Below are 23656 nucleotides of genomic sequence, written 5' to 3' on the forward strand. Positions count from 1 at the left end.
AATGTTTCTGAGACATGTAATGATACTGATTCGCATTTAGGCTATTTGCGGCGATAGGCTGTCTCAATGACCCCCGTGGCCGCAAGCGCCGGGCGCTTTCAGGGCGCCGCCGCCGGTCCTTTCTCGACGACGCCGCCCGCTCCGCTTTGATCTCGGTTCGATCAACTTCTGGCAGATGAAAACCCGTTTCGCTGCCATTCGGATTTCACTAACAAGCATCGGGGAAACGACATGTTGAGGAAAACGCCGCTCGCAGCGGCACTGGTAACTATTGCCGCGGTTCCCATGGCTGCGCCGCTGTACGCCCAAACCGCTCCGCAAGCCGCACAAGCCGCATCGCAGAACTCGCCCGCCGCATCATCGCAAGTCGCGCAGCAAAGCGCCGCTCCCGCCCAAGGCGCCTCCGCCGTCACCCCACCCGAAACCGCCTCCCTGCCCGCCGTCAAGGTGACGGGCCAGGCCGACGCGCAGGATTTCCAGCCGGACATGTCGAGCGTCGGCGCCAAGGTGCCGACCGCGCTGCGCGATATCCCGCAGGCGGTCGTCGTGGTGCCGAAGGCGGTGATTCAGTCGCAAGGCGTGAGCTCGTTCGCCGACGCATTGCGCAACGTGCCCGGCGTCACGCTCGGTGCGGCCGAAGGCGGCCAGATCGGCAACAACATCAACCTGCGCGGCTTCACGGCGCGCACGGACATCTATCTCGATGGCTTCCGCGACCGCGGCCAGTATTATCGCGACACCTTCAACCTCGAGTCGATCGACGTGCTGTACGGTCCGTCGTCGCTGTACTTCGGGCGCGGCTCGACGGGTGGCGTCATCAATCAGGTCAGCAAGCAGCCGGACCTCAAGCCGCGCGCCGACGTCTCGCTGCAGGCGGGCACGCATGACCGCTTCCGCTCGACGGTCGATATCAACCAGCCGCTGACGGACACCTCCGCATTCCGCATCAACGCGTTCGGCCAGTCGCTCGGCTCGACGCGCGACGAGATGATCAACAAGGACTACGGCATCGCGCCCGAAGTGAAGTTCGGCATCGGCACGCCGACGCAGGTGACCTTGTCCGCGCTGATCCAGCACAACCGCGATCAGCCCGACTACGGCATCCCGCCGCTGAACGGTCATCCCGCGCCGGTCGACACGAAGACTTTCTACGGATTCACCGACGACCGTACGATCCAGGACGTGCAGACACTGAACGCGCGAGTCGAGCATCGCTTCAACGACATGTTCACGCTGCGCAACCAGACGCAGTTCAGCCATTACAGCACCGAGGCGCGCGCGACCAACGCGGCGGCCGTGCTGACCGGCCCGCTCGGCACGTCGACGGCGCTCTCGAACGGCAACTACACGACGCTGCCGCTCAGCTCGCTGTACGTGCGCCTGCAAGGCAAGGACCGCAACATCAACGATCACTCGGTCTACAACACGACCGATTTCGAAGGCAAGTTCGCGACCGGCTTCCTCAAGCACGACATGCTCGTCGGCGTCGACCTGAGCCACGAAACCTACAGCAACCAGAGCTTCACGGCGACAACGCCGGGCCTGCCGTCGAACACGCTCGCGATCGTGCCGCTGGTCGACCCGGCCTACACGCCGCGTCCGTCGAACTATAAGGAAGTCGCGACCAATCTGGCGGAATCGAGCGCGAACGGCGTCGGCCTGTACCTGAACGACACCATCTCGATCGGCGAGCACTGGAAGTGGATCGGCGGCGTGCGCTGGGACCGCTACGAGGCGTCGATCAACAACTCGATCAACGCGCCGGGCTACGCCACGCAGACCAACTACTTCACGAGCGTGCGCACGGGCCTCGTGTGGCAGCCGACGGAAGCGCAGTCGTACTACGTCTCGTATGGCACGTCGTTCGATCCGTCGCTGGAAGCGCTCACGCTCACGAACGGCCAGCAGAACCTGCCGCCCGAGCACAACAAGTCCTATGAAATCGGCTCGAAGTGGGATCTGCTGAACGGCGGCCTGTCGATCACGCAATCGCTCTTCAACATCGAGAAAACCAACGCGCGGACGCAGGCCTCGGACGGCACCTACTCCCTCGACGGGAACGTGCGCGTGCGCGGCTACCAACTGGGCGTGGCGGGTCACATCACGAAGCAATGGCAGATGTTCGGCGGCTACACGTACATGGACGGCACCGTCCTGCAGGCCTTCGACGGCACGCAGGGCAACACGCCCGCCAACACGCCGAAGCACATGCTCACGCTGTGGACGACCTACGACTTCACGCCCGCGTGGCAGATCGGCGGCGGGCCTTCGTATGTGTCGTCGCGCTATGCGGCGAACAACAATCTCGTCGAAGTAGGCGGCTACGTGCGCTGGGACGTGATGGCCGCGTATCATCAGAAGCGCTACGATATCCAGCTAAACGTGCTGAACCTGACGGACAAGAAGTACTACGACGCCCTGATTCCGTCCGACGGCGGACGCGCGGTGCCGGGCCTTGGCCGCACGTTCCTCGCGACGTTGAACTACCGCTTCCGTTGATGTGAATGCGCGCGCGCCGTATCATGCGGCGCGCGCGATATGAGTTGGAAAGTCAGAACCATGATCCTCTCGATACCGAACGTGCTGAGTCCCGAAGACGCCGCCGCGATGCGCGCGCAGCTGGAGGCCAGCGATTCATGGGTCGATGGCCGCGCGACCGCGGGCTATCAGGGCGCGCCGGTCAAGCGCAACATGCAGATCGCGGAAGGCTCGCCGATCGCGCTCGAAATGGGCGATGCGATCGTAGGCGCGCTGGAGCGGCATCCGCTCTTCATCAGCGCGGTGCTGCCCAATCGGTTATATCCGCCGCTCTTCAACCGCTACGAAGGCGGCATGCATTTCGGCAGTCATGTCGACGGCGCGATCCGCATCGTGCCCGGACACGGCGCGCGGGTGCGCACCGACGTATCGGTCACGCTCTTTCTCACGCCGCCCGAGGAATACGACGGCGGCGAGCTCATCATCGAGGACACCTACGGCGTGCAGGAAGTGAAGCTGCCCGCGGGACACGCGATCGTCTATCCTGCGACCAGTCTTCATCAGGTGCGTCCGGTCACGCGCGGCGCGCGCGTGTCGAGCTTCTTCTGGGCGCAGAGCCTCGTGCGCGACGATGCCCAGCGCGCGCTGCTCTTCGATCTCGACAACTCGATCCAGCGCCTGAACGCGACCAACGGCGACGAAGCCGCCAAGCGCTCGCTGGTCGGCTGCTATCACAACCTGCTGCGCATGTGGAGCGATACCTGATCGCTCAATGACTCATGCGTGCGCCGGCGCGCCGGGACTTTGAAGCGGGCATCGCGATTTCGCTCGCCGTATATTCCAGTCCCACTTCGGCGAGCAGCGCTTCGTCGCGCGCGATGACCTCGGGCAAATGCGCGCGCAGGAACTCCACCCACGTGCGCGTCTTCGCATCGACGAACTTGCGCGACGGATAGAGCGCGTAGAGATTCGTGCGCTGCAAGGTGTGACGCGGCAGCACGCGCACGAGCGAGCCGTTGCGCAGGCCTTCGATCGCCGCATAGAGCGGCAGCATGCCGATGCCCATGCCCTCGCGGATCGCTACCGCGAGCGATTCCGCGATATTCACCTGCACGGGCCCGCTGATCTCGAGCGTCTCTCGGCCTTCGGGCCCTTCGAGCGTCCATTCGCGCGCGGGGAACGCGGGCGTCTGCAAGGTGAGGCAATCATGCGCGGCGAGATCGGCGGGCTCTCCGGGCGCGCCGCGCAAGCGGATATATTCCGGCGATGCGCACAGAATGCTGAAGGTCGCGCCCAGCTTGTGCGAGATGACTTCCGAATCCGACAAGGCGCTTGCCGATACCACGGCGACGTCGCTCGTGCCTTCGAAAAGATCGGGCATGCGCTGCGACAGCGTCAGCTCGACCTTCACATCCGGATGGAGCGCACGATATTTGGCGATGGCCGGCAGGATGTAATGCTGGCCGACGCTCGCGTAGCTGAACATGCGCAACGTGCCCGCCGGATGCTCGTGCGCGCAGCTCGCTTCTTCTTCCGCGCCGTCGATATCGGCGAGGATCTGCCGCACGCGCTTCAGATAGCGCTCGCCTGCCGATGTGAGAGACAGACGCCGCGTCGAGCGGTTCATCAGACGCGCGCGCAGATGCGCTTCCAGTTCCGACACGGCCCGCGACATGGCGCCGGTCGTCGAGTTCATCGATTGAGCCGCTGCTGTGAAGCTGCCGGCTTCGATCACGCGAGTAAAGACCCGCATGTTCTGTAGGGTATCCATCAAACCGTCATAAATGCTTCGGAAACGTTATTGTCCGCTTTTTGGCGAGATCGATTGTTGTTGAATCAGGAAAGAATGTTCCCGCATTCCCTCATTAATCCGTCAAGACGCTTTACCTACAATCGGCGCCTTCACGAGCAGGGACATATCGGCGAACAGCATGTCGTTTCCGGCAGGGCAGCGCATATCGATGCGCCACACAATGCACGACTGGCTCGCCTCCGATGGTCTCGTCTGGCTGCATCTCGCGAAGACGCTGCTGGCCGCCTTCCTCGCGATGGGCACAGCGATGCGTCTCGAACTGCCGCAGCCGCGAGTCGCGATGACGACCACCTTCGTGCTGATGCAGCCCTTCTCCGGCATGGTGCTCGCCAAGAGCGTCTATCGTTTCGGCGGCACGGCGCTCGGCATGCTCGCCGCGCTCGTGCTCGGCGCCGTGTTCGTGCAGCAGGCCGAGCTGTATGCCCTCGCCCTGACGCTATGGGTCGCTGCGTGCACCGGGCTTGCCGTGCGCCATCGCCAGTTCCGCTGGTACGGTTTCGTGCTTGCGGGTTATACGGCCGCGCTGATCGGCATTCCCGCCGTCACCGATCCCGACACCTTGCTGATCGCGACGCTCACGCGCGGCGCGGAGGTCATGCTCGGCATCGTGTGCTCGAGCGTCGTGAGCGCGCTCGTCTTTCCGCGTCATGCCAGCGCGACGCTCATGCATTCGCTCGATGAGCGGCAGACGCGTTTCGCCGTGTTCGCGGCCGACGTGCTCCGCGCTCGCCTCTCGCGCATCGCACGCGAGCGCCGCTTCGCCGATTTCGTCGACGGCATCGTCGGCTTCGAGGCGACGCGCGGCTTCGCCGCATATGAATCGCCCGCGATGCGTCAGGGCGGCGCGAAGCTCGCGCAACTCAATAGCGCATTCATGGATGCGTGCGCGCGCCTGCATGCGCTCGATCAGTCGATGAAGCGCCTGCGCACAGACGGCACGCGATGCGCGCACGACGCACTTGGGCCTTTTCTCGAAGAGCTCGCGAGCGTGTTCGAAAGCAAGTCGCTGTGCGTGCAACTGGAACGCTACAAGGCCGCGCTTCCAAGGCGCCTGCGCGATGCGCGGCGTGGCCTGGCGAACGCCGACCGCGCGACACTGCTCGACTTCACCACGTCCGCCGAGCTGCTCTACCGCTTCATCGCCGATACGATCCGCTACGCCCACGCGCATGCGTCGATCTCGGGCGGCGAGCCAGGCAACGCTCGCGCGTCCTCGCGATACGCGGCGAGGACCAATCGCTTCGTCGTCGCGGCGACCTTCACGCGCACGGCCATCGTGATCGCTTCGGCGGCGTGGTTCTGGATCGGCACGGCGTGGCCGAGCGGCGGCTATGCGGTCATCGGCGCGACGCTGGCTTGCGCGCTGTCGTCGGCGTCGGCGCGGCCGTCGAAGTTCATCGCGCAGATGGCTGCGGGCGCGGCGTGCGCCGTCGTGACGGGATACACGTTCCTCTGTCACGTGTATCCGGGCATCGACGGCTTCGCGCTCCTGTGCGCCGCGCTCGCGCCGCCGCTCGCAGCAGGCGCGTTTCTCGCGATGCGCCCCGGCACCGCCGGATACGGCACGGGCTTCTGCGTGTTCTTCTGCCTGCTCGCCGCGCCGGACAACAGGATCGTCTACGACCCGGGCCTGCTGCTGAACAACGGTCTCGCGATTCTCGTGGCGATGATCGGTGCGGCCATCGCCTGCGCGGTCGTCGTGCCGCCGCGCACGCCGTGGCTCGTCGGCAGGACGCTCGCGGAGCTGCGTTCCCAGGCCGCGCTCGCATGCGAGGGCAGGCTCGCGAACCTGAGCGAACGCTTCCACTCGGGCACGCACGATCTGATGTCGCAATTGCGCGGCCTGCTCGTGCCGCGCTCGCGCGAGCATCGGCACGCGTTGTCATGGATGCTCGTCACGCTCGAAGTCGGACAGGCGATGATCGATCTGCGTCACGAGGCGCGCGCGCTGCATCCACTGCACTTTCCCGAAACCCTGCGGATCGCGTGGAGCACGGCGCTCGCACGCGTCCTGCACGACGTCGCCGCGCTGTTCCGCGCGCCCGACAGCGTCACGTTGCGCCGCGCGATCGGCTCGGTCGTTGCATCGATCATCATCGCGGACGACGTGCTCGAAAGCGTGCACGCGGACCGCGACGCGCGGCGCGACATGCAGCGCGTGCTCGCGTGCCTGCATTTCGTCCGCACCGCGCTCGTCGATCCCGACGCGCCTTTCGAAGCGCGTCGCTGACTCCATCTTTCCCCGGCATGGAAATGTGCCTTCCGGGCACGACGATTAATCCGCGGCGGCGCGCGTCCTATAGTGAGCGCGTCACACAAGGAGAAGTCGATGAAGCCGTTAAAGTTCTTTGTAGCCGCATGGATGTTGTCGGGCGCCTCGCTCGTTCTCGCACAGACGCAACCGGATGGCGCGAGCGCGCCGCAGGCAGCGTCATCCTCGAGCGCTCCGCGGCCGACGCAAGAGTGTGTCGGACCGGCGAGCTTCTGCAACATCTATTTCGGCAGCTGATCGGCATCGCGCGCGGCGCGAGCAGGAAACGCCAGAGAGAGCCTGGGGAGATATCGATGTACGAAGACCGTATTCGTTGTGCCGCATTGCGCGGAAAGATCACCTCGGCCGCGGAAGCGGCGCGACTCGTGCGCGACGGCATGCTGGTCGGCGCGAGCGGCTTCACGCGCGCGGGCGACGCAAAGGCCGTGCCGCTGGAAATCGCCCGCCGCGCCCGCGAGGAAAGCGAGCCGCTGCGCATCACGCTCCTGACGGGCGCATCGCTCGGACACGACACCGATCGCATCCTGACCGAAGCCGGCGCGCTCGCACGCCGTCTGCCGTTCCAGGTCGATGCGACCTTGCGCGGCGCGATCAATCGCGGCGAAGTCATGTTCGTCGACCAGCATCTCTCGGAAACGGTCGAATTCCTGCGCGCGAACCGGCTCGGCGCGCTCGACCTCGCCGTCATCGAGGCGGTCGCGATCGACGAGAACGGCGGCATCGTGCCCTCGACCTCGGTCGGCAATTCGGCGAGCTTCGCGACGCTCGCCGAGCGCGTCATCGTCGAAATCAATCTCTCGCAGCCGCTCGCGCTCGAAGGCCTGCACGACATCTGGATTCCGGGGCGCCGGCCGCGGCGCGAGCCGCTGCCCATCGTGCACGCGCACGACAGAATCGGCACGACGGCCATCGACATCCCGCCCGAGAGGATCGCCGCGATCGTCATCAGCGACGCACCGGACAGCGCCTCCACCGTGCTGCCCGCCGACGAGGAGACCGCGCTCATCGCGGGCCATCTGATCGAGTTCTTTCAGCACGAGGCGGCGCGTGGGCGCTTGCCCAAGCAGTTGCCGCCGCTGCAGGCCGGCATCGGCACGATCGCCAATGCGGTGCTGTCGGGGTTCGCCGCGTCGCCGTTCGAAGCATTGACGATCTACTCCGAAGTGCTCCAGGACTCGACCTTCGACCTCCTCGACTCAGGCAAGGCGACGTTCGCGTCGGGCGCGTCGATCACGCTCTCGGCGCAGCGGCAGGCACAGGTATTCGGCGAACTCGACCGCTACCGCGACCGGCTCGTGCTGCGTCCGCAGGAAGTGAGCAACCATCCCGAGGTGATCCGCCGCCTCGGTCTCATCGCGATCAACACGGCGCTCGAAGCGGACATCTACGGCAACGTGAACTCGACGCACGTCGGCGGCACGCACATGATGAACGGCATCGGCGGCTCCGGCGATTTCGCCCGCAATGCGGCCTACGCGGTGTTCGCGACGAAATCGATCGCAAAGCACGGGCGCATTTCGAGCATCGTGCCAATGGTCCCGCATTGCGATCACAACGAGCACGATGTGGACATCGTCGTGACCGAGCGCGGCCTCGCGAATCTCACCGGGCTCGCGCCTCGCGAGCGCGCGATGAACGTCATCCAGAACTGCGCGCATCCGCTTTATCGCGATCTGCTGCGTGACTATTACCGCGATGCAGCAGCGCTCGGCGGACACACGCCGCATCGGCTCGATCAGGCGTTTTCCTTCCACACGCGCCTTGCGCAAACCGGTTCGATGCTGCCCTGAATCGAAGCGCGCGCGTTTTGCTGCGTCGCGAAAGCGAAGGGCCGCGCGAACGAATCCATAGCACGAGGATTAGGAGCACAATGGCGGGAGCCCGCGCTCGGGTGGGCGAACAGGAGGAGCATCATGACCGCCATCACCTGGGTCCTTGCCGCCGACGGCAGCCGCGCCCGGATCTTCGAGACGCAAGGATTGAAGCTTGATCTGCGGCAGGTCGAGGACCTCAGGAACCCGGCGCCGCGCACGGCGGAATCGGCGGACAAGGATCGCGAGAAGTTTGCGCGAACGGTCGCCGAGTTTCTGGAGCAAAGCCGCCTGCATCAGCGTTTCGATCGTCTGCGCCTGGCCGTCGAGCCCAGGTTTCTGGGTCTTCTGCGCGAGCATCTCACGAGCGAGACACGCAAGCTCGTCTATGAGGAACTCAGCAACGACGTGACCAACATGGACACGCGCGATATCCGCCGTCATCTGGACCGGCCCTGAACCATCGCTTGCGGCGCGCCGCTGCCCGCAAGAAACGGCGCGCCGCGCGCATCAGGCCGCCGCGGGCACGATGTTCTGATTGCTGCGGAACAGGTTGTCAGGATCGTAGCGCCGCTTCACTTCCGCAAGCCGCTCGTAGTTCGGTCCATACGCCGACTTCACCCGATCGCCCTCTTCGCCCGTCATGAAGTTCACATAGACGCTGCCCAGCGCGTGCGGCGTCAACGCAGCGAACATGTCGCGCGCCCACTTCGTGCACTTCTCGTCGTCGGCGGCTTCGGTCCAGCGGCCATGAATGTTGATCGTATAGACCGAGTCTCGATTGGCATAGGCCGTCGCATCGACAGGCACGCGGTTCGTCTGCCCCGCCATCGCGCCGATGAAGATCTCGCAATGCGGCGACGGAAGCGACTTCACCGCATTCGTCAGGATCTCGAACGTTTCATCGTTCAGCGCCGAGAAGTTGTGCGACTTCCAGTAGTTGCGCGCGCCCGGCGTGAGCAGCGGATCGAACGCCTTCTGCCATGCCGCGAACGGCATCGCCCCGAGATGCTCGCCGCACGGCGTGCCGAAGGTGCGCAGCGGCGCGAGCGCCTGTTCGCCGTTTTCCACCGGACCGATGTAGCAGCTCGCCAGCACGATCACCGGCTTGCCGTGCACGTCTTCGGGCAGGAACGGCAGCGGCGGCGCGAGGCGCATCACGGCCCATACGGTGAGTTCGTCGGGGCTATGCGCGACGAACTCGCGGTACTTCGGCAGCACGTCGTCCGCCTGTTCCAGCGGATACACGACGAGCCCGCCATAGACTTCGGGGCCGACCTCATGCAGTTGGTATTCGAACAGCGTCACCACGCCGAAATTGCCTCCGCCGCCACGCAGCGCCCAGAAGAGATCGGGATCGGCCTCCTTGCTGACACGGCGCCACTTGCCGTCGGCCGTGACGATTTCCGCCGCGACGAGATTGTCGACCGTCACGCCGAACTTGCGGCTGATCCAGCCGAAGCCGCCGCCAAGCGTGAGGCCCGCGACGCCCGTCGTCGAGTTGATGCCGAGCGGCGTCGCGAGGCCGAATGCCTGCGCTTCGTGATCGAAGTCGGAGAGCAGCGCGCCCGGCTCGACATAGGCGCGCTTCGCCTGCGGATCGATGCGCACGGACTTCAGCGCGGAGAGATCGATCATCACGGCGTCGTCGCTGACCGCGCTGCCCGCGATGTTGTGCGAGCCGCCGCGAATCGACACCAGCAGCCCGCTGTCGCGCGCGAAGGACAGCGCGGCGATCACGTCGGCGGTGCCGGCGCAACGCACGATGAGCGCGGGCCGCCTGTCGATGGTGGCGTTCCAGACCTTGCGTGCTTCGTCGTAGTCGGAGTCGGACGGTGAGATGACCTTGCCTCTCACCGACGCCTTGAGGGTGTCGATCACTTCGCCTGAGATGTTGATCATATGAGACCTCGCTGCAAAATAACGCGCTGCGACGTGCCCGACCCTGCCATCTGGTACGGCGAAAGCGCAAGGAACCCGCCATCGGATCGGATGTGGCGTATCGATCGAATGCACACTGAGGAGACCGCGAGAACGGGGAAGGTTGCGATGGCGGACGGTTCGGCCCGCTCATTGATTAAATGCCGTGACTTACGGGATGTAAAGCGTGAGGCCAGTTCATTCGCGCACGCGATATAGCATGGATCGGACAAAGTGAATTCCAGGCCGCATAGCGAATTTAGCGCTTCATGCGTAGTATCGCCCAGGCATCGAGAACGCACTGCCTACTTAGGCATGGAAACGGGCGCCTCGCGGCGCCCGTCGACCTGCGGCAACGTCGAAGCTCCTCCTACGCCCGCTCCAGCACCGCCATCTCCCGCACCACGACGAGCAGCATCGACAGACTCGCCCCGCCGCTCGCACGCAGCTCCGCAAGCAGACGGGTGTACCTGTCGAGCGCGTCCCGCCGCTTCGCGCGCCAGCTCTCGACGATCACATCGGGCGTATCGATGCCACGCGATTGCTCGAGCGCACTGACCGTCAACGCGCGCTTCAGACGCGCGAGCTCTTCGAGCGCCGCGGCCCGCGCGAGCAGGTCCCAGTGCGTCGCGATCGGCAGCGCCATCGCCCGTTCGGCGATGCCGCGATAGTCGAGCAACGTGCCGATGCCGAAGTACACGCTCGCGACGAGCTCGAGACTGCGCTCCGAGCACGCCGCCACTTCCGCGCTGTCGAGCACGGCCGTGGCGATCTCGCCGCTCGCGACGCGCGCCGCGAGACTGCTCTCGACGCCCGCGTCCTCCAGTTCGCGCCGGCGCGCATACCACGCGTCCAGCTGCGCCGCGGGAAGCAGCGCGGGAAGTTGCGGCGCGAGCCGTTGCGCCGCCTCGCGGCAGCGCGCGAGCACGCCCCTCGCTTCGTGCACGCCCGATCCGCTGTGCTTCAGATGACGCAGGAACCACAGCGAAGTGTCGTCGAGCAGGCGCACGACATCGACGAACATGCGCGCCTGCACTTCGTCCGCGACGATATTGTCGAGGCCGTCGATGCTGCGCCACAGATCGTCGAGATCGAAGACATCGCGCACCATCATCGCCGCGCGCACGATATCGCTCGGGCGCGCATCGGTTTCCTCCATCAGGCGATGCACGAAGGTGCAGCCCACGCGATTGACGAGCGCATTGGTCAGATGCGTCGCGAGAATCTCGCGCTTCAGCGGATGGCGCTGCATCGCCTCGCTATAGCGTAGCCGCAAGGGCTTGGGGAAATACTCGGGCAGCATGTCGGCGACGAGCGAATCTTCCGGCACGTCGGATTCGAGCAGTTCGTCATACAGCCACATCTTGCCGTACGCGAGCAGCACCGCGCGTTCCGGCGACGTGAGTCCCGCCTTCGCCGCCGCGCGCTCGGCGATCTCGTCGTCGGACGGAAGGAACTCGATCCTGCGCTTCAGGCGCCCCGCGCGCTCCAGGAAGCGCATCATGCGCGCCTCGGCGTCGAGGGTCACGGCCTCGTGGCGCTTCGCGATCGAAAGCGCCTGCGTCTGCGCGTAGTTGTCCTTGAGCACCAGCAGGCCGACTTCGTCGGTCATCTCCGCGAGCAGCGCGTTGCGTTGCTTCTCGGTCATCTCGCCATCGGCGACGACGAGCCCGAGCAGAATCTTGATGTTGACCTCGTGATCCGAGCAGTCGACGCCCGCGGAGTTGTCGATCGCATCCGTGTTGATGCGTCCGCCGTGCTGCGCGAACTCGATGCGTCCCAGCTGCGTGAGGCCGAGATTGCCGCCTTCGGCCACGACCTTCGCGCGCAACTCCGCGCCGTTCACGCGCACGGCGTCGTTGGTGCGGTCGCCGACCTGCTGATGCGTCTCCGCGCTCGACTTCACGTACGTGCCTACGCCGCCGTTATAAAGCAGATCCGCTTCGGCGAGCAGAATCGCGCGAATCAGCTCGTTCGGCGCGAGCACCGATGCGCTGATGCCGAGCGCCGCCTGCACCTGCGGCGAGACCGGAATGGACTTCGCCGTGCGCGGATACACGCCGCCGCCCGCCGAGATGAGCGCGGGATCGTAATCGGCCCAGCTGGAGCGCGGCAACGCGAAAAGACGCGCGCGCTCCTCGAAGCTCGTTTCGGTATCGGGCGACGGATCGAGGAAGATATGCCGGTGATCGAACGCCGCGATCAGCCTGATATGGCGCGACAGCAGCATGCCGTTGCCGAACACGTCGCCGGACATGTCGCCGATGCCGACGACGGTGAAGTCGGTCGTCTGCGTATCGAAGTTCATCTCGCGGAAGTGGCGCTTGACCGACTCCCACGCGCCGCGCGCCGTGATGCCCATCTTCTTGTGGTCGTAGCCGACCGAGCCGCCGGACGCGAACGCATCGTCGAGCCAGAAGCCGTATTCATGCGCGATCGCGTTCGCGTAGTCGGAGAACGTTGCGGTGCCCTTGTCGGCGGCGACGACGAGATAGGGATCGTCGGGATCGTGACGCACGACGTCCGGCGGCGGCACGATGCCGCCGGGCGTGCGGTTGTCGGTCACGTCGAGCAGGCCGCGCAGGAACATCTGATAGCACGCGACGCCTTCGGCGAGGAACGCCTCGCGGTCCGTCACCGGCGGCGGATTCTTCACGACGAAGCCACCCTTCGATCCCACCGGCACGATCACGGTGTTCTTCACCATCTGCGCCTTCATGAGGCCGAGCACTTCGGTGCGGAAGTCCTCGCGCCTGTCCGACCAGCGCAGCCCCCCGCGCGCGACGCGCCCGCCGCGCAGATGCACGCCCTCGACGCGCGGCGCATAGACCCAGATCTCGAACATCGGCTTGGGCTCGGGCAGGCCCGGCACCTTGGACGGATCGAGCTTGAAGGACACGTACGGGCGCGGCTGGCCGTTCGCATCGCGATGAAAGTGGTTCGTGCGCACCGTCGCGCGGATCACGCCGAGGAACTGCCGCAGGATGCGGTCCTCGTCGAGATTCGGCACCTGATCGAGCGCCGCCTCGATATCGGCGAGCACGCGCTCGGCTGCCTTGTCGCGATTTTCCGTCGAGCCGCCGTACGCCGGGTCGAAACGCACCATGAACAACTGGAGCAGCTTCTTCGCGATCAGCGGATTGCCCGTCAGCGCGCGCTCGATATACGCATCGCTGAAGGTCGATCCCACCTGCCGCAGATACTTCGCATAGGCACGCATGATGGTCACGTCGCGCGCGCCGAACTGGGCGCGCAGCACGAGCCGGTTGAAATCGTCGTTCTCGATCTCGCCCGACCACACGCTTGCGAACGCGTTCTCGAAGAGCGGCTTCACGCGGTCGATGTCGAACTCGACGTCGTCCTGCAACTCGAGGCCGAAATCGTGAACCCACGCGTGGGGCGCGCCGGTCGGTTCGATCAGATACGGACGCTCCTCGTCGACGCGCACGCCGAGATGCTCGAGCATCGGCAGGCTGTGCGACAGCGCGATCGGATCGCCCGCGCGATACACCTTGAAGCGGAACGCGCGCCGCCCCGCTTCGATCGGCCTGTAGAGGCTCATCGACAGGCCGCCCGGGCGCGTGTGCGTCGCCTCGATGAGTTCGATGTCGCGCACCGCCGTGCGGGCCGGATAGTCCTCGCGGTAGCCCGCGGGAAACGAATCCGCGTAACGCTGCAACAGGCGGTTGCCCGCTTCCTCGCCGTGACTGTCGATGAGCGCATCGGCGAGATCGTCCTGCCAGCGGCGCGCCACCTGCACGACGCGCGCTTCGAGTTCGCGCGTATCGACTTCGGGCATCGCGCCGCGATCCGCGCGCACGACGATATGAATGCGCGCAAGCGGCGACTCGGAGAGCAGCGGCGTGAACTCGATGCTCTTGCCGTTGAACGCCTCCATCAGCACCTTGCTGATGCGGCGGCGCAAGTCGGTGTTGAACTTGTCGCGCGGCACGAACACGAGGCACGACACGAAGCGGTCGAAGCGGTCGCGCCGCACGAACAGCCGGGTGCGCTGATGCTCCTGCAGGCGCAGCACGCCGAGCGCGGTATCGAAGAGCACGTCCTCGTCGGCCTGGAACAGCTCGTCACGCGGATACTGCTCCAGCACGGTGATGAGCGACTTCGCCAGATGCCCTTTCTCGAGGAACCCCGCGCGCCGCACGATGTTCGCGCACTTGCGCCGCACGATCGGTATTTCGGAGGTCGGCACGAGATACGCCGTCGACGTGTAGAGGCCGAGGAAGCGCCGCTCGCCGATCACCTTGCCGTCGGGGGAGACGCGCTTCACGCCGACATAGTCGAGATAGCCCGGCCGGTGCACCGTCGCGCGCGAATTGGCCTTCGTCAGAAAGATGGGCGCCGCGCCCTCGATGATCGCGGCCGCGCCGGGAGGCAGCGGCGTCAGATCGCCCGCGGCGGGCAGACGCAAGGTTTCGCGCAGGAGCCCCGCTCCCGATCCCGGCACGCCCCGCAGCGCGAAGCCGCCCTCGTGCTCGACGAGATCGTAATCGCGGCAGCCGAGAAAGGTGAAATGATCCCCCACCATCCATTCGAGAAAGGCGCGGGCTTCGATGCCATCGGGCGTCGTGTCGCGCGTCTTCAGATCGTTGATCGCGGCGCGCGCCGAATCGAGCAGCTTCGGCCAGTCCTCGACCGATGCGCGCACGTCGCCGAGCACGCGGGCGATGTTCTCGCGCACTTCGTCGAGCCGCTCCGCGTCGCTGCAGCGGTCCACTTCGAAGTGAATGAACGATTCGAGCTCCGAGCTTTGATCCCCCGCCTCCGCGTGGCCCTGGCCGATACGCTCGATCTCGCCCGCATGCGCGCCCTTGCCGGCACGCCATACGCGAAACACCGGATGAATCGCCGAGTGCAGCGCGAGGCCGAGACGATTGAGCGCCATCGTCACCGAATCGACGAGAAACGGCATGTCGTCGTTGACGATCTCCACCACCGTGTGATCCGAGTGCCAGCCGTGCTGCTCCAGATTCGGGTTGTAGACGCGCAGCACCTCGCGCCCGCGCACGAACTTCTGCGCCGTCTGCCAGTGCGCCATCGCCGCGCCGTAGAGATCGGCGACATCGCGGTTCGCGATGTCCTCGACATCCACCTGTTCGTAGTAGTAGCGGAGAAGCGGCTCGATGACCTGAAAGGTCTGCTCCGGCAATCGTCCTCGCGCGAATTCGAGAAGATCGTTGATGATGTGTTCGACCCGCGCTTCGTTCCTGACCAGCATGGTGTCCTCCCGAGGCTTTCGGTTGCGATGCCGTTACGGTCCGCTCTTCGCGTTCATGGAGATTATGCGCCGGGCGGTGGCTTTAGCCCCGCGCCGGGCATGTGCGGATGCACAACGAAAGTGCGCCGCTCGTGCCCGTACGTTAGCCGCGCCGCGTGACCTTTGCGCGACATCGGCTTTCGGCTATTGTCGATGAGGGCGCGTCACGCCGATGGAAGGAGCCGCCATGCAGGATTCGAACGAGGAAGCACCGCCGCAAACGGTCGTCGCGGTACGGCCGCAGCGGGAGATCGCCACGGTTCAGCGCCTGCCGTATTTCATCGGCTTGTCCGCGGCGACGGCGAACGCGCGTGGACTGTCGATGCATCTCGTCGTCGTGCCGCCGGGCGGACATGGCGAGCCGCACGTCCATTGCGGCTACGAGACCGGCATCTACGTGCTGGAAGGACGCGTCGAGACGCGCTATGGGCCGGGGCTCGAGGAATCGGTCGTGAGCGAGCCGGGCGACTTTCTGTTCATTCCGCCCGGCGTGCCGCATCAGCCGTTCAATCTGAGCGCGACGGAGCCGGCCCGCGCGGTGGTCGCGCGCAATGACGCCAACGAGGCGGAGCGCGTCGTGCCCTACGATCCGAAGGAGGCCGCTTCGCTTCAGTAGCCCGGCGCGCCGCCCGCCGGAAGATCGATATAGCCCGAGTCGGCGAAACGCGCGCCGCCGAACGGGCCGCCCGCGAGCTTGCCGCGCACCGCGTACGAAACCTTGCTGACGGCGTCGCCCGTCGCGAAGCCGAAGGCCTGGCGCGCGACCGAGAACGCCGACACGGTCACCGGCACGGACAGCACCGTCTCGCCGAAGCGCGGCACGGTGCCGCGCTGATCGCTCACGCCGCTCGCGAACGGGCGGCCGTTGAGGTCGAGATCGAGCGCGACGCCGTCGAAGTCGATCGGCGAGTCGTTCGGGTTCTGCACGCGCAGCTTCACGGCGAAGCGCATCTCGAGGCCCTGCCCTTCGAGCGGCTCGATGCCCGCGACGGCCACGCGCATCGCGTCGCGGTTGAAGAAGCCCGCACAGCCGTCGAGCGCGAGCATCGCGATCAAGGCGACGAAAAGGAGAATGAAGCGCCCGCGCGCGTGATTCGATTGCATGAGAATGTGACTCCTCGCGATGTCGTGCTCATATCCGCAGCACATTCAGCAGCATGCGGCCATAGGCATGATGAAACCAGACATCGTCGACGACGAAAAGCGCGGCAGCCCACGCCGCGCCCACGACGATCAGATCGCAATGCCCGCTGGTCCACAGATTGAGCGAGTGGCGCGCGCCGATCCACGGCACGCCGAGCGGGTTCGGCCAGTCCGCGAGCAGATGCATGAGGCCGCCGCACGCGAAGCCGAACGCGACCGGCGCCGCCGGATGCCGCCCAAGCAGATGATACGAAAGCGCGAGCAGCGCGACCCAGCCGACGCCCCAGTGTGTGAGCGTGCGATGCGTGATCCACAGCTTGCGGGCGCGCGTCCACCACGCGACTTCCAGCCAGTCCGGCGCGGTGGCGCCCGCCACGCCCGCGAGCAGCGCGAGCGCGCCGGAAAGCATGCCCGCGCCCGCGCCGGCCGATTTGCCCGCGGCCGTCACGATCGCCGCCGCGATGATGCCCGCCGCCCATCCGGTCGCGTGATGCGCCTTGTTCGATGCCATGAAGAGACCCGCGTTATCGCCCTTGCCGGGAAAGCGCGCATGTTCGCACGGCGCCCGCAAATGGGGCCGGGCTGAAACATAAACTTACGCAAATGCGCACGCAGAAACAGGGCTCGTGATCACGTCGACGGCGAGGCGGCGCGGCGTTGACTAAAATGGTTGCTAGATTGCTGCGCAATTCACGCTGCGGACGTCGAAAACGCGTTCCACGCCCGCCTGCGCATTCAGGCATTGAACGTATTGACCGTATCCATCCGAACCGGCCGTCATGCAACACCTGAAATACCTGAGCGCTTATCCGAATGCGCTTCAGGACAAGGTGCGCCGACTGATCGCCCAACAACAATTGGGCGCTTATCTCGACGCACGCTATCCGAACAAGCACGCGGTGCAGTCCGATCGCGCGCTCTACCAATATTGCTCAGACCTGAAGCAGGAGTTCATTCGCGTCGCGCCCGCGATCGACAAGGTCTTCTACGACAGCAAGCTGGACGTGCTGCGTCACGCGCTCGGCCTGCACACCGCGATTTCCCGCGTGCAGGGCGCGCGGCTCAAGGCGAAGAAGGAAATTCGCATCGCCTCGCTCTTCAGGGACACGGCGCCCGAGTTTCTGCGCATGATCGTCGTGCACGAGCTCGCGCATCTGAAGGAGAGCGATCACAACAAGGCGTTCTATCGACTGTGCGAGCTGATGCAGCCGGGCTACCATCAGATCGAGTTCGACTTGAGGCTTTATCTCACCCATCGGGATCTCGTGCGCTCGAAGGCGGCGTGAGTTTCGCTGCACCGCATCAAACCGACCATGCGAGCGCGGCCGCGTATCCGGCGGGCGCGCCGAGCGAAATCGCCGCGAACGCGCCCGCCTCGCGACCGACCGCATAGCGAACGCCATCGCGCGGCAGCACGGAAAAACCGTTCATCGCAACCATCCCCCCGCCGATGCCGGCGCCGTGCGCCTTCAGCACGGCCTCTTTCGCCGTCCAGCAATCGAAGAATGCGCCGCCGCGCGCGGCTTCGGACATGGCTTCGATTTCATGCCGGTCGCGCTGCGCCAGCACCGACGCTTCCAGCTCGCGCCAGTCGAAGCTCGCGCGCGCCGCTTCGATATCGACGCCCACGCGTCTTGCATGCGACACCGCAATCAGGCCATACGCTCCGGAATACGATACGTTGAAGTCCGGCGCGTCCGCAGGCGCGAGCGCGGGCCTGCCGTTCGCGCCTGCATCCAGGATGAGGGCTGCCGGATCGGCGCCCGTTTCGGCGGCAAGCACATGCCGCAGTGCCGCACGCACGATGGCGAAGCGCGCCGCATCCTCGTGCCGCAGGAAGCGCGCCGCCCGCGCGCGTTCGCTCGCATGTAGCACCGCATGAGCGGCGTCATCGAGCGGTGCCGCGAGGTCGATCCGCACGAGCCAGGCGCGCACGTCGCCCGGGGCGTCGGCGGGAAGCGGCATGGGCCGCAGGTCGAAGGGAAGCTTCGCTTCGTTCTTTCGATCGCGCGATCCGGTCATTTGGGTGCGTACTGCGCCTCGCCGTTGCCGAAGGACCAGTTCTCCTTCTTCACTTCGACGAGGCTGATGAACACGTCCTCGCGCCGCAGCTTCAATCGCTCGTGCAACCCGTCGGCGACGGCCTTGTAGAACGCGCTTTTCTTCGCGACGTCGCGGCCTTCGTTGAGCGTGACCTGGATCACGACGCAAGCGTCGGTACGGCTGATGCCGAGATACGTGCGGTCGACGATGAAATCCGATGCCCCGTGTTCCGCCACGATCTGGAAGCGATCGTTCTCGGGCACATCGAGCGTGGAACGCATCGCGTCGTACACCACGTCGCCGATGGCCGTGCGATAGGCGCTGTCCTTGCCCTTGAGCAAATCGATTCGAACGAGCGGCATGAGATTCTCCTCGTGGATTGATTCAGCGGAAGTCCGGATGCAGAAGCAGTTGCGGCAGACCCGCGCGGTCGACGTACACGACGGCGTTCTGCTCGAACTCTGTCATCAGGATATCGGCGATGTCGCGCGTCGCGTCGAGCACGAGCAGGCTCGCTTCGGCAGACCAGATGTTCATCGGATCGATGCCCGCGCCCGGTAACGCGCGCAAGCCCAGTCGCTCCACACGCTCGATCAGCGTGCGTTGCCGATTCGCGTTGTCCTCGGTCGAAAGCACGTGCCCGAAGGGATTGAACGCCGTCACGAACACCGCGCTCCCGGCGCCGTGCCGCTCGAGCAGCGACGCCACCGCGCCATTCTCGACGCCGATTTTCATGTCGATGTCCGGCTGCGCATCGATCCGGTAGATCGCCGCGTGATACGCAGCGAGCGTCGCGGCAGGCAGCGCACGGGGCGACGCGTTCTTCAGCACGATCGGCCGGCCATGCGGCGTGCGGCGCGCCGCCTCGTCCCATGCGACGCGGCGCTGCTCGAGCATCGCCGTGCTCACGCAGCCCTTCGCCGCGCTCAGGCGCTCCAGCGCACTCAGCCAATGCGCGTAATACGTATCGCCGTGATCGGGGTCTCCCGCGGCCTGCGCGTCCTTGATCGCCACGCTCAACGCATGCGCCCATTCCTGCCAGGTGAATACGCCCCGCTCGTGCAAGGCGAGCGTCATCGCGAACGCCTGCGCTTCCCATGGCGCGCGAAACACCGGGCCGTCGTCGTCGAACGGCAGTCCGGGCAGCGCGGCGCGCAGTTCCTGATGCTTCGTTTCGTCGGCGCTCATGTCAGGCGCGCGCCGCATCGAGATAAGGCTCCCAGCAATCCGCACAGACCGACGATGCCGTCGTGTCCGGGCCCCAGAGCTCGGCCGCATCGAAGCGCACCGTATAGAGCCAGTGCGGATGCTCGCCATCACCGAGCGCGTTTTCGTCGGGAAAGACATGCGTGCCGCGCACGGCGACGATGCGCCCGAGCTTGCCCCGGCAATAGCGCGGCAGCCGCGTATGCGTGGGCGGATTCATCAGCTTCGTGCGAACTTCATCGCCGACGGCGAAGCGCGCCGGCGCCGTTGCCGGACGATCGACCGGCGAGCCGCGCAGGAGCGCCGCGCTCACATCGGCGGCCTTCAGCACGCGCACGTTCGGCACGGCGGCTGAGTGCGAGCGGCCGGCGCCGATTTCCTCGGCGCTCGCGAGCCCCTTCGCGATCAGCAGCTTCTTCAAGCCCTCGAACCAGATTTCGTAGTAGCTGCTGTTGAGATATTGCGCGGGCGGCAGGCTTTCGCGCGCCGCGCGCGACGTATCGATATTCCACTGACCCGTCGCGCCCATCGCGAGCGTGACGGCGAGCACGCGCCGCTCCCACTCCGCATGAAAGGGCGAAGCGCCGGGCGCGTCGCATGGATCGGGGCGGACCGGGCCGAAGCCCTGCATGCCGCCCATGTCGTGTGCCGCGTTCATGCCGATGCTCCCGCTACCTGCGACGGGCTCAGCGCGAGCCCCGTGCCGATCATCGAATCGCGCGTGACGAGGTTCGCGAGCGCGTCTTCGTCCAGATGCTCCGTGCCCACGGGGCGCAGCGGCAGGACGAGATAGCGGACTTCGGCCGTCGAATCCCATACGCGCAGTTCGACGTGTTCCGGCAACCGCACGCCGAAGTCCCGCAGCACGCCGCGCGGATCGATCACCGCGCGCGAACGGTACGGCGCCGATTTGTACCAGACGGGCGGCAGGCCGAGCACCGACCACGGATAGCACGAGCACAGCGTGCAGACAACCATGTTATGTACGTCCTCCGTGTTTTCAAGCGCGACCATGTGCTCGCCCTGTCGTCCGCTATAGCCGAGGGATGCGATGGCGGCGGTGGCGTCGTCGAGAAGCCACGCGCGGTAGCCCGGATCGCTCCACGCCTTCGCGACGACGCGTGCGCCGTTGCGCGGCCCGACCTTGTGCTCGTAGGTTTCGATGAACACGTCGAGCGCGTGCGGATCGATATAGCCTTTCTCGACCAGCAGCGATTCGAGCGCCTTCACGCGCAGGTCCATCTCCGGCAATGCGCTGCCGGCGCGGTCGTGATCATGGTGATGATGGTCGTGATCGTGGCTCATGAGCGGGTCTCGCGAGTGACACAGACGTCACACGTTACCGGAGTGTGCGCAAGCGTGCAAACTGCGTCCCGGCGGCCCTTGCGCCGCCTATACTGGAATCGGCGGCTCATGCGAGGAGGAAGCCATGACACGCACATACATCGACTGCCGCGAGTGCCCGAGCGACGTGAAATGCACCGTCGCCCTCAGCGCCGACACCGAGGACGAACTGATGGAAGCGGCCGTGCAGCATGCGGTCAGCGTTCATCAGCACACGGACACGCCCGAGTTGCGCGCGCAACTGAAGACCTTCTTCCACGAAGGCACGCCGCCCGCCTGATCTCGCTTCAACCCAGTTCGAAAGTCGTCACGCCGAACACGCGCGCGAGCGGCACGTCGGGTTGCGCGCGCGTGTACATGCGCGCGGTTTCGAACTCGCTCCTCATGTCGTGCTCCATGGCGAGCGCCACGGCTGCGGGATTGCTTTCGGGGACATCGAGAAACACGCGCTCGCCCGGCACGCCGGAGACGAGCGCGCGATAGAGTGCGCGCGCAATCGGAAGATCGTCGGCGAACAGCGGCCCGATCTTGTGGCCACTCCTGCAAAGCCTGATCGCGGCGAGGCCGCGCACGGCGCCGTCATCGAGCGCGACGCATGCGCGCGCGTGCGCGCGCGGTTGCGACAGCCACGCGCGCAGAAATGCGGCGCGCTGGCAGGCGAACATGCGCGCGTCGTAATCGAGCAGACGTTCGAAGGGAACGTCGAGCGCATCGGCAATCGCGATGCCATCGACGGGCTCGTCATCCACGGACGCGACGCCCTCGTAACGCACGTTGCGGTAAGCGAGCACGAAACCGGACTTGCGATAGTTGGGCTGCTGCGCGAGCACGCCGTCGAGCCCGATGTTGCGCGCGCCGAGATAAACCATGCCCTCGTTCCACAAGCGCATGCCGAAGCCCTTGCCGCGCCATTCGGGACGCACGATATAAAGACCGATGAAGCCGAACGCATCGCCGTATGCCACGGCCGAGATGCAGCCGATCGGCTCGCCATTCCACGTGCCCATGAAGAAGCCCTGCGGATCGGCGGCGAAGAACGAGGCCGCATCATCGAGACCGGGATTCCATCCTTCCGACGCGGCCCATCCGAGCGCCGCTTCGACATCGGGCGGCGTCATGCGGCGGACGGCGAAACGGGAATCGTCGGGTGTCGCGCGGGACGGATCGGGGACGGATGACATGCGGCGCGCCTCGCGAAATGAAGGTGCGTTCAGTGTCGCGCGTTTCTGGTGCGGGGAAAAGATGCGGAAGGAAGAGATGAATCGAGGGGAACGAATCGAGGGGAACGGGCCGAACGTGCGTCGACCCGCTCAGGAATACCCTTGACGCCGCTCGCTGCGGCTGAAGCTCTGGCGCGAGCGCCAGTCTTCCGAGCGCAGGACGAACTCGCCGTCTTCGCGCGCTTCTTCTTCGGAATTGAAGCCCTCGTCGCTATAAGCGACGACCTTCATTCCGCCCCCCGCCGTCCGTTCGACGGTGATGCCCCAGTGCCACCCGCCTTCCTGATGAAAGACGTGCAGCGTCGGCTTCGACGATGTGGTCAGTTCCATTGATGCGGCTCCTTCAAGCTGACGTCCTAATGCGTGCTTGCCTCCTCCGAACGCCCTTGATTACCGGCGTTTGATTATCGATATCGAGTTGATGGTGATGTGGAAAGTGGCACTGGCACCCGCTCAGAACAGCATACGCAATGCGATGCTGCGTTGCAACACGCAATTACCCTAGGCGTGGCGGGAATGGAACGCGCTTGGGGAGAATAGCGAAAGGTCGCGACCGTTGAGCGCAGTAGGCAGCGAGATGACGACGACGACAGCGCGCCGCCATCTTCGCGCCGGTTTCATTCCCCGTCCCAGTATCCGAGCGAATCGCTTGCGCGAAACACGGCGCGCAGCCCTTTCACGCCCGGTTCATCGGCGACGAGCACGGCCTGCCGCCCCGTGTCGGGATACTCCACCACTTCAGGCGAAAGCATCGTGCTGATCGCGAGGTAGCGCAATGCCTGCGTGCCCGTATTGACGATCTGGTGCGCCGTTTCGACATCGCCCGGTGGACAGGCGATGACATCGCCCGCGCGGATCGCATGCTTCTCGTTGCCGAGGCGCACCTCGCCCTCGCCTTCGATGACGAAGAACATCTCCTCGTTCACGCGATGATGATGAAACGGAAACGCGCGCTTGCCCGGTTCGAGCACGATGAGGCTGTAGCCGAGTTTTTTCGCGCCGAGCAAGCCGCCGATACGCGCGATGCGCGGCGCATAGCGTTCGGCGGCGGCGCCCGTCGGCGCGAATTGGGGCGGCAGCGGCTGGGGATCGAGCGCATCGAGATTGATGATGGGCGGTTTCATGTTTTGC

Annotated in this window: 21 protein-coding genes; 8 read left to right on the forward strand and 13 right to left on the reverse strand. The window is 65.7% G+C overall.

The window, feature by feature from the left end:
• Positions 1–231 precede the first annotated feature (231 nt).
• Both AWB83_RS18640 and AWB83_RS18645 read left to right on the forward strand, forming a co-directional pair.
• Positions 232–2499, forward strand: a complete 2268-nt coding sequence (locus AWB83_RS18640; protein WP_087047100.1) for a TonB-dependent receptor — start codon at positions 232–234, stop codon at positions 2497–2499.
• A 60-nt stretch (positions 2500–2559) separates the two neighbouring features.
• Complete coding sequence (locus tag AWB83_RS18645; RefSeq protein WP_087047101.1) at positions 2560–3243, forward strand: Fe2+-dependent dioxygenase; 684 nt, start codon at positions 2560–2562, stop codon at positions 3241–3243.
• A 4-nt stretch (positions 3244–3247) separates the two neighbouring features.
• On the opposite strand, the gene AWB83_RS18650 is transcribed toward AWB83_RS18645, so the two are convergent.
• A complete protein-coding gene (locus AWB83_RS18650) occupies positions 3248–4249 on the reverse strand; it encodes a LysR family transcriptional regulator (RefSeq protein ID WP_087047102.1) in 1002 nt (333 codons plus the stop codon).
• Positions 4250–4409: 160 nt separating this feature from the next.
• Here AWB83_RS18650 and AWB83_RS18655 point away from each other — a divergent pair, with 160 nt between their 5' ends.
• From AWB83_RS18655 to AWB83_RS18670, 3 genes are all read left to right on the forward strand, one after another.
• The gene (locus AWB83_RS18655; RefSeq protein ID WP_087047103.1) at positions 4410–6521 is read left to right on the forward strand and encodes an FUSC family protein; all 2112 of its coding nucleotides are present in this window, start codon (positions 4410–4412) and stop codon (positions 6519–6521) included.
• Between the two features lie 335 nt (positions 6522–6856).
• On the forward strand, positions 6857–8353 hold the full coding sequence (gene scpC / locus AWB83_RS18665) for a succinyl-CoA:acetate CoA-transferase ScpC (protein WP_087047104.1): 1497 nt from the start codon (positions 6857–6859) through the stop codon (positions 8351–8353).
• Between the two features lie 123 nt (positions 8354–8476).
• A complete protein-coding gene (locus tag AWB83_RS18670) occupies positions 8477–8833 on the forward strand; it encodes a host attachment protein (protein WP_087047105.1) in 357 nt (118 codons plus the stop codon).
• Between the two features lie 51 nt (positions 8834–8884).
• Here the strand turns inward: AWB83_RS18670 and AWB83_RS18675 are convergent, their stop codons facing one another.
• On the reverse strand, positions 8885–10276 hold the full coding sequence (locus AWB83_RS18675; protein WP_087047106.1) for an FAD-binding oxidoreductase: 1392 nt from the start codon (positions 10274–10276) through the stop codon (positions 8885–8887).
• Positions 10277–10664: 388 nt separating this feature from the next.
• Entirely contained in the window at positions 10665–15530 is a 4866-nt protein-coding gene (locus AWB83_RS18680; protein ID WP_087047107.1) for an NAD-glutamate dehydrogenase, read from the reverse strand.
• Between the two features lie 226 nt (positions 15531–15756).
• Here AWB83_RS18680 and AWB83_RS18685 point away from each other — a divergent pair, with 226 nt between their 5' ends.
• The gene (locus tag AWB83_RS18685; RefSeq protein ID WP_087047218.1) at positions 15757–16185 is read left to right on the forward strand and encodes a cupin domain-containing protein; all 429 of its coding nucleotides are present in this window, start codon (positions 15757–15759) and stop codon (positions 16183–16185) included.
• Here AWB83_RS18685 and AWB83_RS18690 read toward each other — a convergent pair.
• Positions 16179–16673, reverse strand: a complete 495-nt coding sequence (locus AWB83_RS18690) for an LEA/WHy family protein (RefSeq protein ID WP_087047108.1) — start codon at positions 16671–16673, stop codon at positions 16179–16181. The two genes, AWB83_RS18685 and AWB83_RS18690, sit on opposite strands and share 7 nt — an antisense overlap.
• A 28-nt stretch (positions 16674–16701) precedes the next feature.
• A complete protein-coding gene (locus tag AWB83_RS18695) occupies positions 16702–17223 on the reverse strand; it encodes a metal-dependent hydrolase (RefSeq protein ID WP_087047219.1) in 522 nt (173 codons plus the stop codon).
• A gap of 268 nt (positions 17224–17491) precedes the next feature.
• On the opposite strand from AWB83_RS18695, the gene AWB83_RS18700 reads away from it, so the two are divergent.
• The gene (locus AWB83_RS18700; protein ID WP_087047109.1) at positions 17492–17998 is read left to right on the forward strand and encodes a M48 metallopeptidase family protein; all 507 of its coding nucleotides are present in this window, start codon (positions 17492–17494) and stop codon (positions 17996–17998) included.
• A gap of 16 nt (positions 17999–18014) precedes the next feature.
• On the opposite strand, the gene AWB83_RS18705 is transcribed toward AWB83_RS18700, so the two are convergent.
• The 5 genes from AWB83_RS18705 to nthA are packed head-to-tail and all read right to left on the reverse strand — an operon-like array spanning position 18015 to position 21266.
• The gene (locus AWB83_RS18705) at positions 18015–18734 is read right to left on the reverse strand and encodes a 4'-phosphopantetheinyl transferase family protein (protein WP_087047110.1); all 720 of its coding nucleotides are present in this window, start codon (positions 18732–18734) and stop codon (positions 18015–18017) included.
• Complete coding sequence (locus tag AWB83_RS18710; RefSeq protein WP_087047111.1) at positions 18731–19117, reverse strand: tautomerase family protein; 387 nt, start codon at positions 19115–19117, stop codon at positions 18731–18733. The genes AWB83_RS18705 and AWB83_RS18710 overlap by 4 nt, the downstream gene beginning before the upstream one ends.
• Before the next feature lie 22 nt (positions 19118–19139).
• Positions 19140–19943 carry a nitrile hydratase accessory protein gene (locus AWB83_RS18715; protein ID WP_087047220.1) on the reverse strand — a complete coding sequence of 268 codons (804 nt, stop codon included), beginning with the start codon at positions 19941–19943 and terminating at the stop codon, positions 19140–19142.
• 1 nt (position 19944) lies between these two features.
• Positions 19945–20619: a nitrile hydratase subunit beta gene (gene nthB / locus AWB83_RS18720; RefSeq protein WP_087047112.1), complete on the reverse strand. Its 675-nt coding sequence runs from the start codon at positions 20617–20619 to the stop codon at positions 19945–19947.
• Positions 20616–21266, reverse strand: a complete 651-nt coding sequence (nthA, locus tag AWB83_RS18725; RefSeq protein WP_087047113.1) for a nitrile hydratase subunit alpha — start codon at positions 21264–21266, stop codon at positions 20616–20618. Before nthA ends, nthB begins: the two co-directional genes overlap by 4 nt.
• A 124-nt stretch (positions 21267–21390) precedes the next feature.
• Between nthA and AWB83_RS18730 the strand changes: the two genes are divergently transcribed.
• Complete coding sequence (locus AWB83_RS18730; protein WP_087047114.1) at positions 21391–21585, forward strand: DUF1059 domain-containing protein; 195 nt, start codon at positions 21391–21393, stop codon at positions 21583–21585.
• A 7-nt stretch (positions 21586–21592) separates the two neighbouring features.
• Here AWB83_RS18730 and AWB83_RS18735 read toward each other — a convergent pair whose 3' ends face one another.
• The 3 genes from AWB83_RS18735 to AWB83_RS18745 form a co-directional block, all read right to left on the reverse strand.
• Positions 21593–22486, reverse strand: a complete 894-nt coding sequence (locus AWB83_RS18735; protein WP_087047115.1) for a GNAT family N-acetyltransferase — start codon at positions 22484–22486, stop codon at positions 21593–21595.
• A 129-nt stretch (positions 22487–22615) separates the two neighbouring features.
• Positions 22616–22855 carry a hypothetical protein gene (locus tag AWB83_RS18740; RefSeq protein ID WP_087047116.1) on the reverse strand — a complete coding sequence of 80 codons (240 nt, stop codon included), beginning with the start codon at positions 22853–22855 and terminating at the stop codon, positions 22616–22618.
• A gap of 287 nt (positions 22856–23142) precedes the next feature.
• A complete protein-coding gene (locus AWB83_RS18745; RefSeq protein ID WP_087047117.1) occupies positions 23143–23649 on the reverse strand; it encodes a cupin domain-containing protein in 507 nt (168 codons plus the stop codon).
• Positions 23650–23656 lie beyond the last annotated feature (7 nt).

Source organism: Caballeronia ptereochthonis, from assembly GCF_001545075.1.
Lineage (GTDB): Bacteria > Pseudomonadota > Gammaproteobacteria > Burkholderiales > Burkholderiaceae > Caballeronia > Caballeronia ptereochthonis.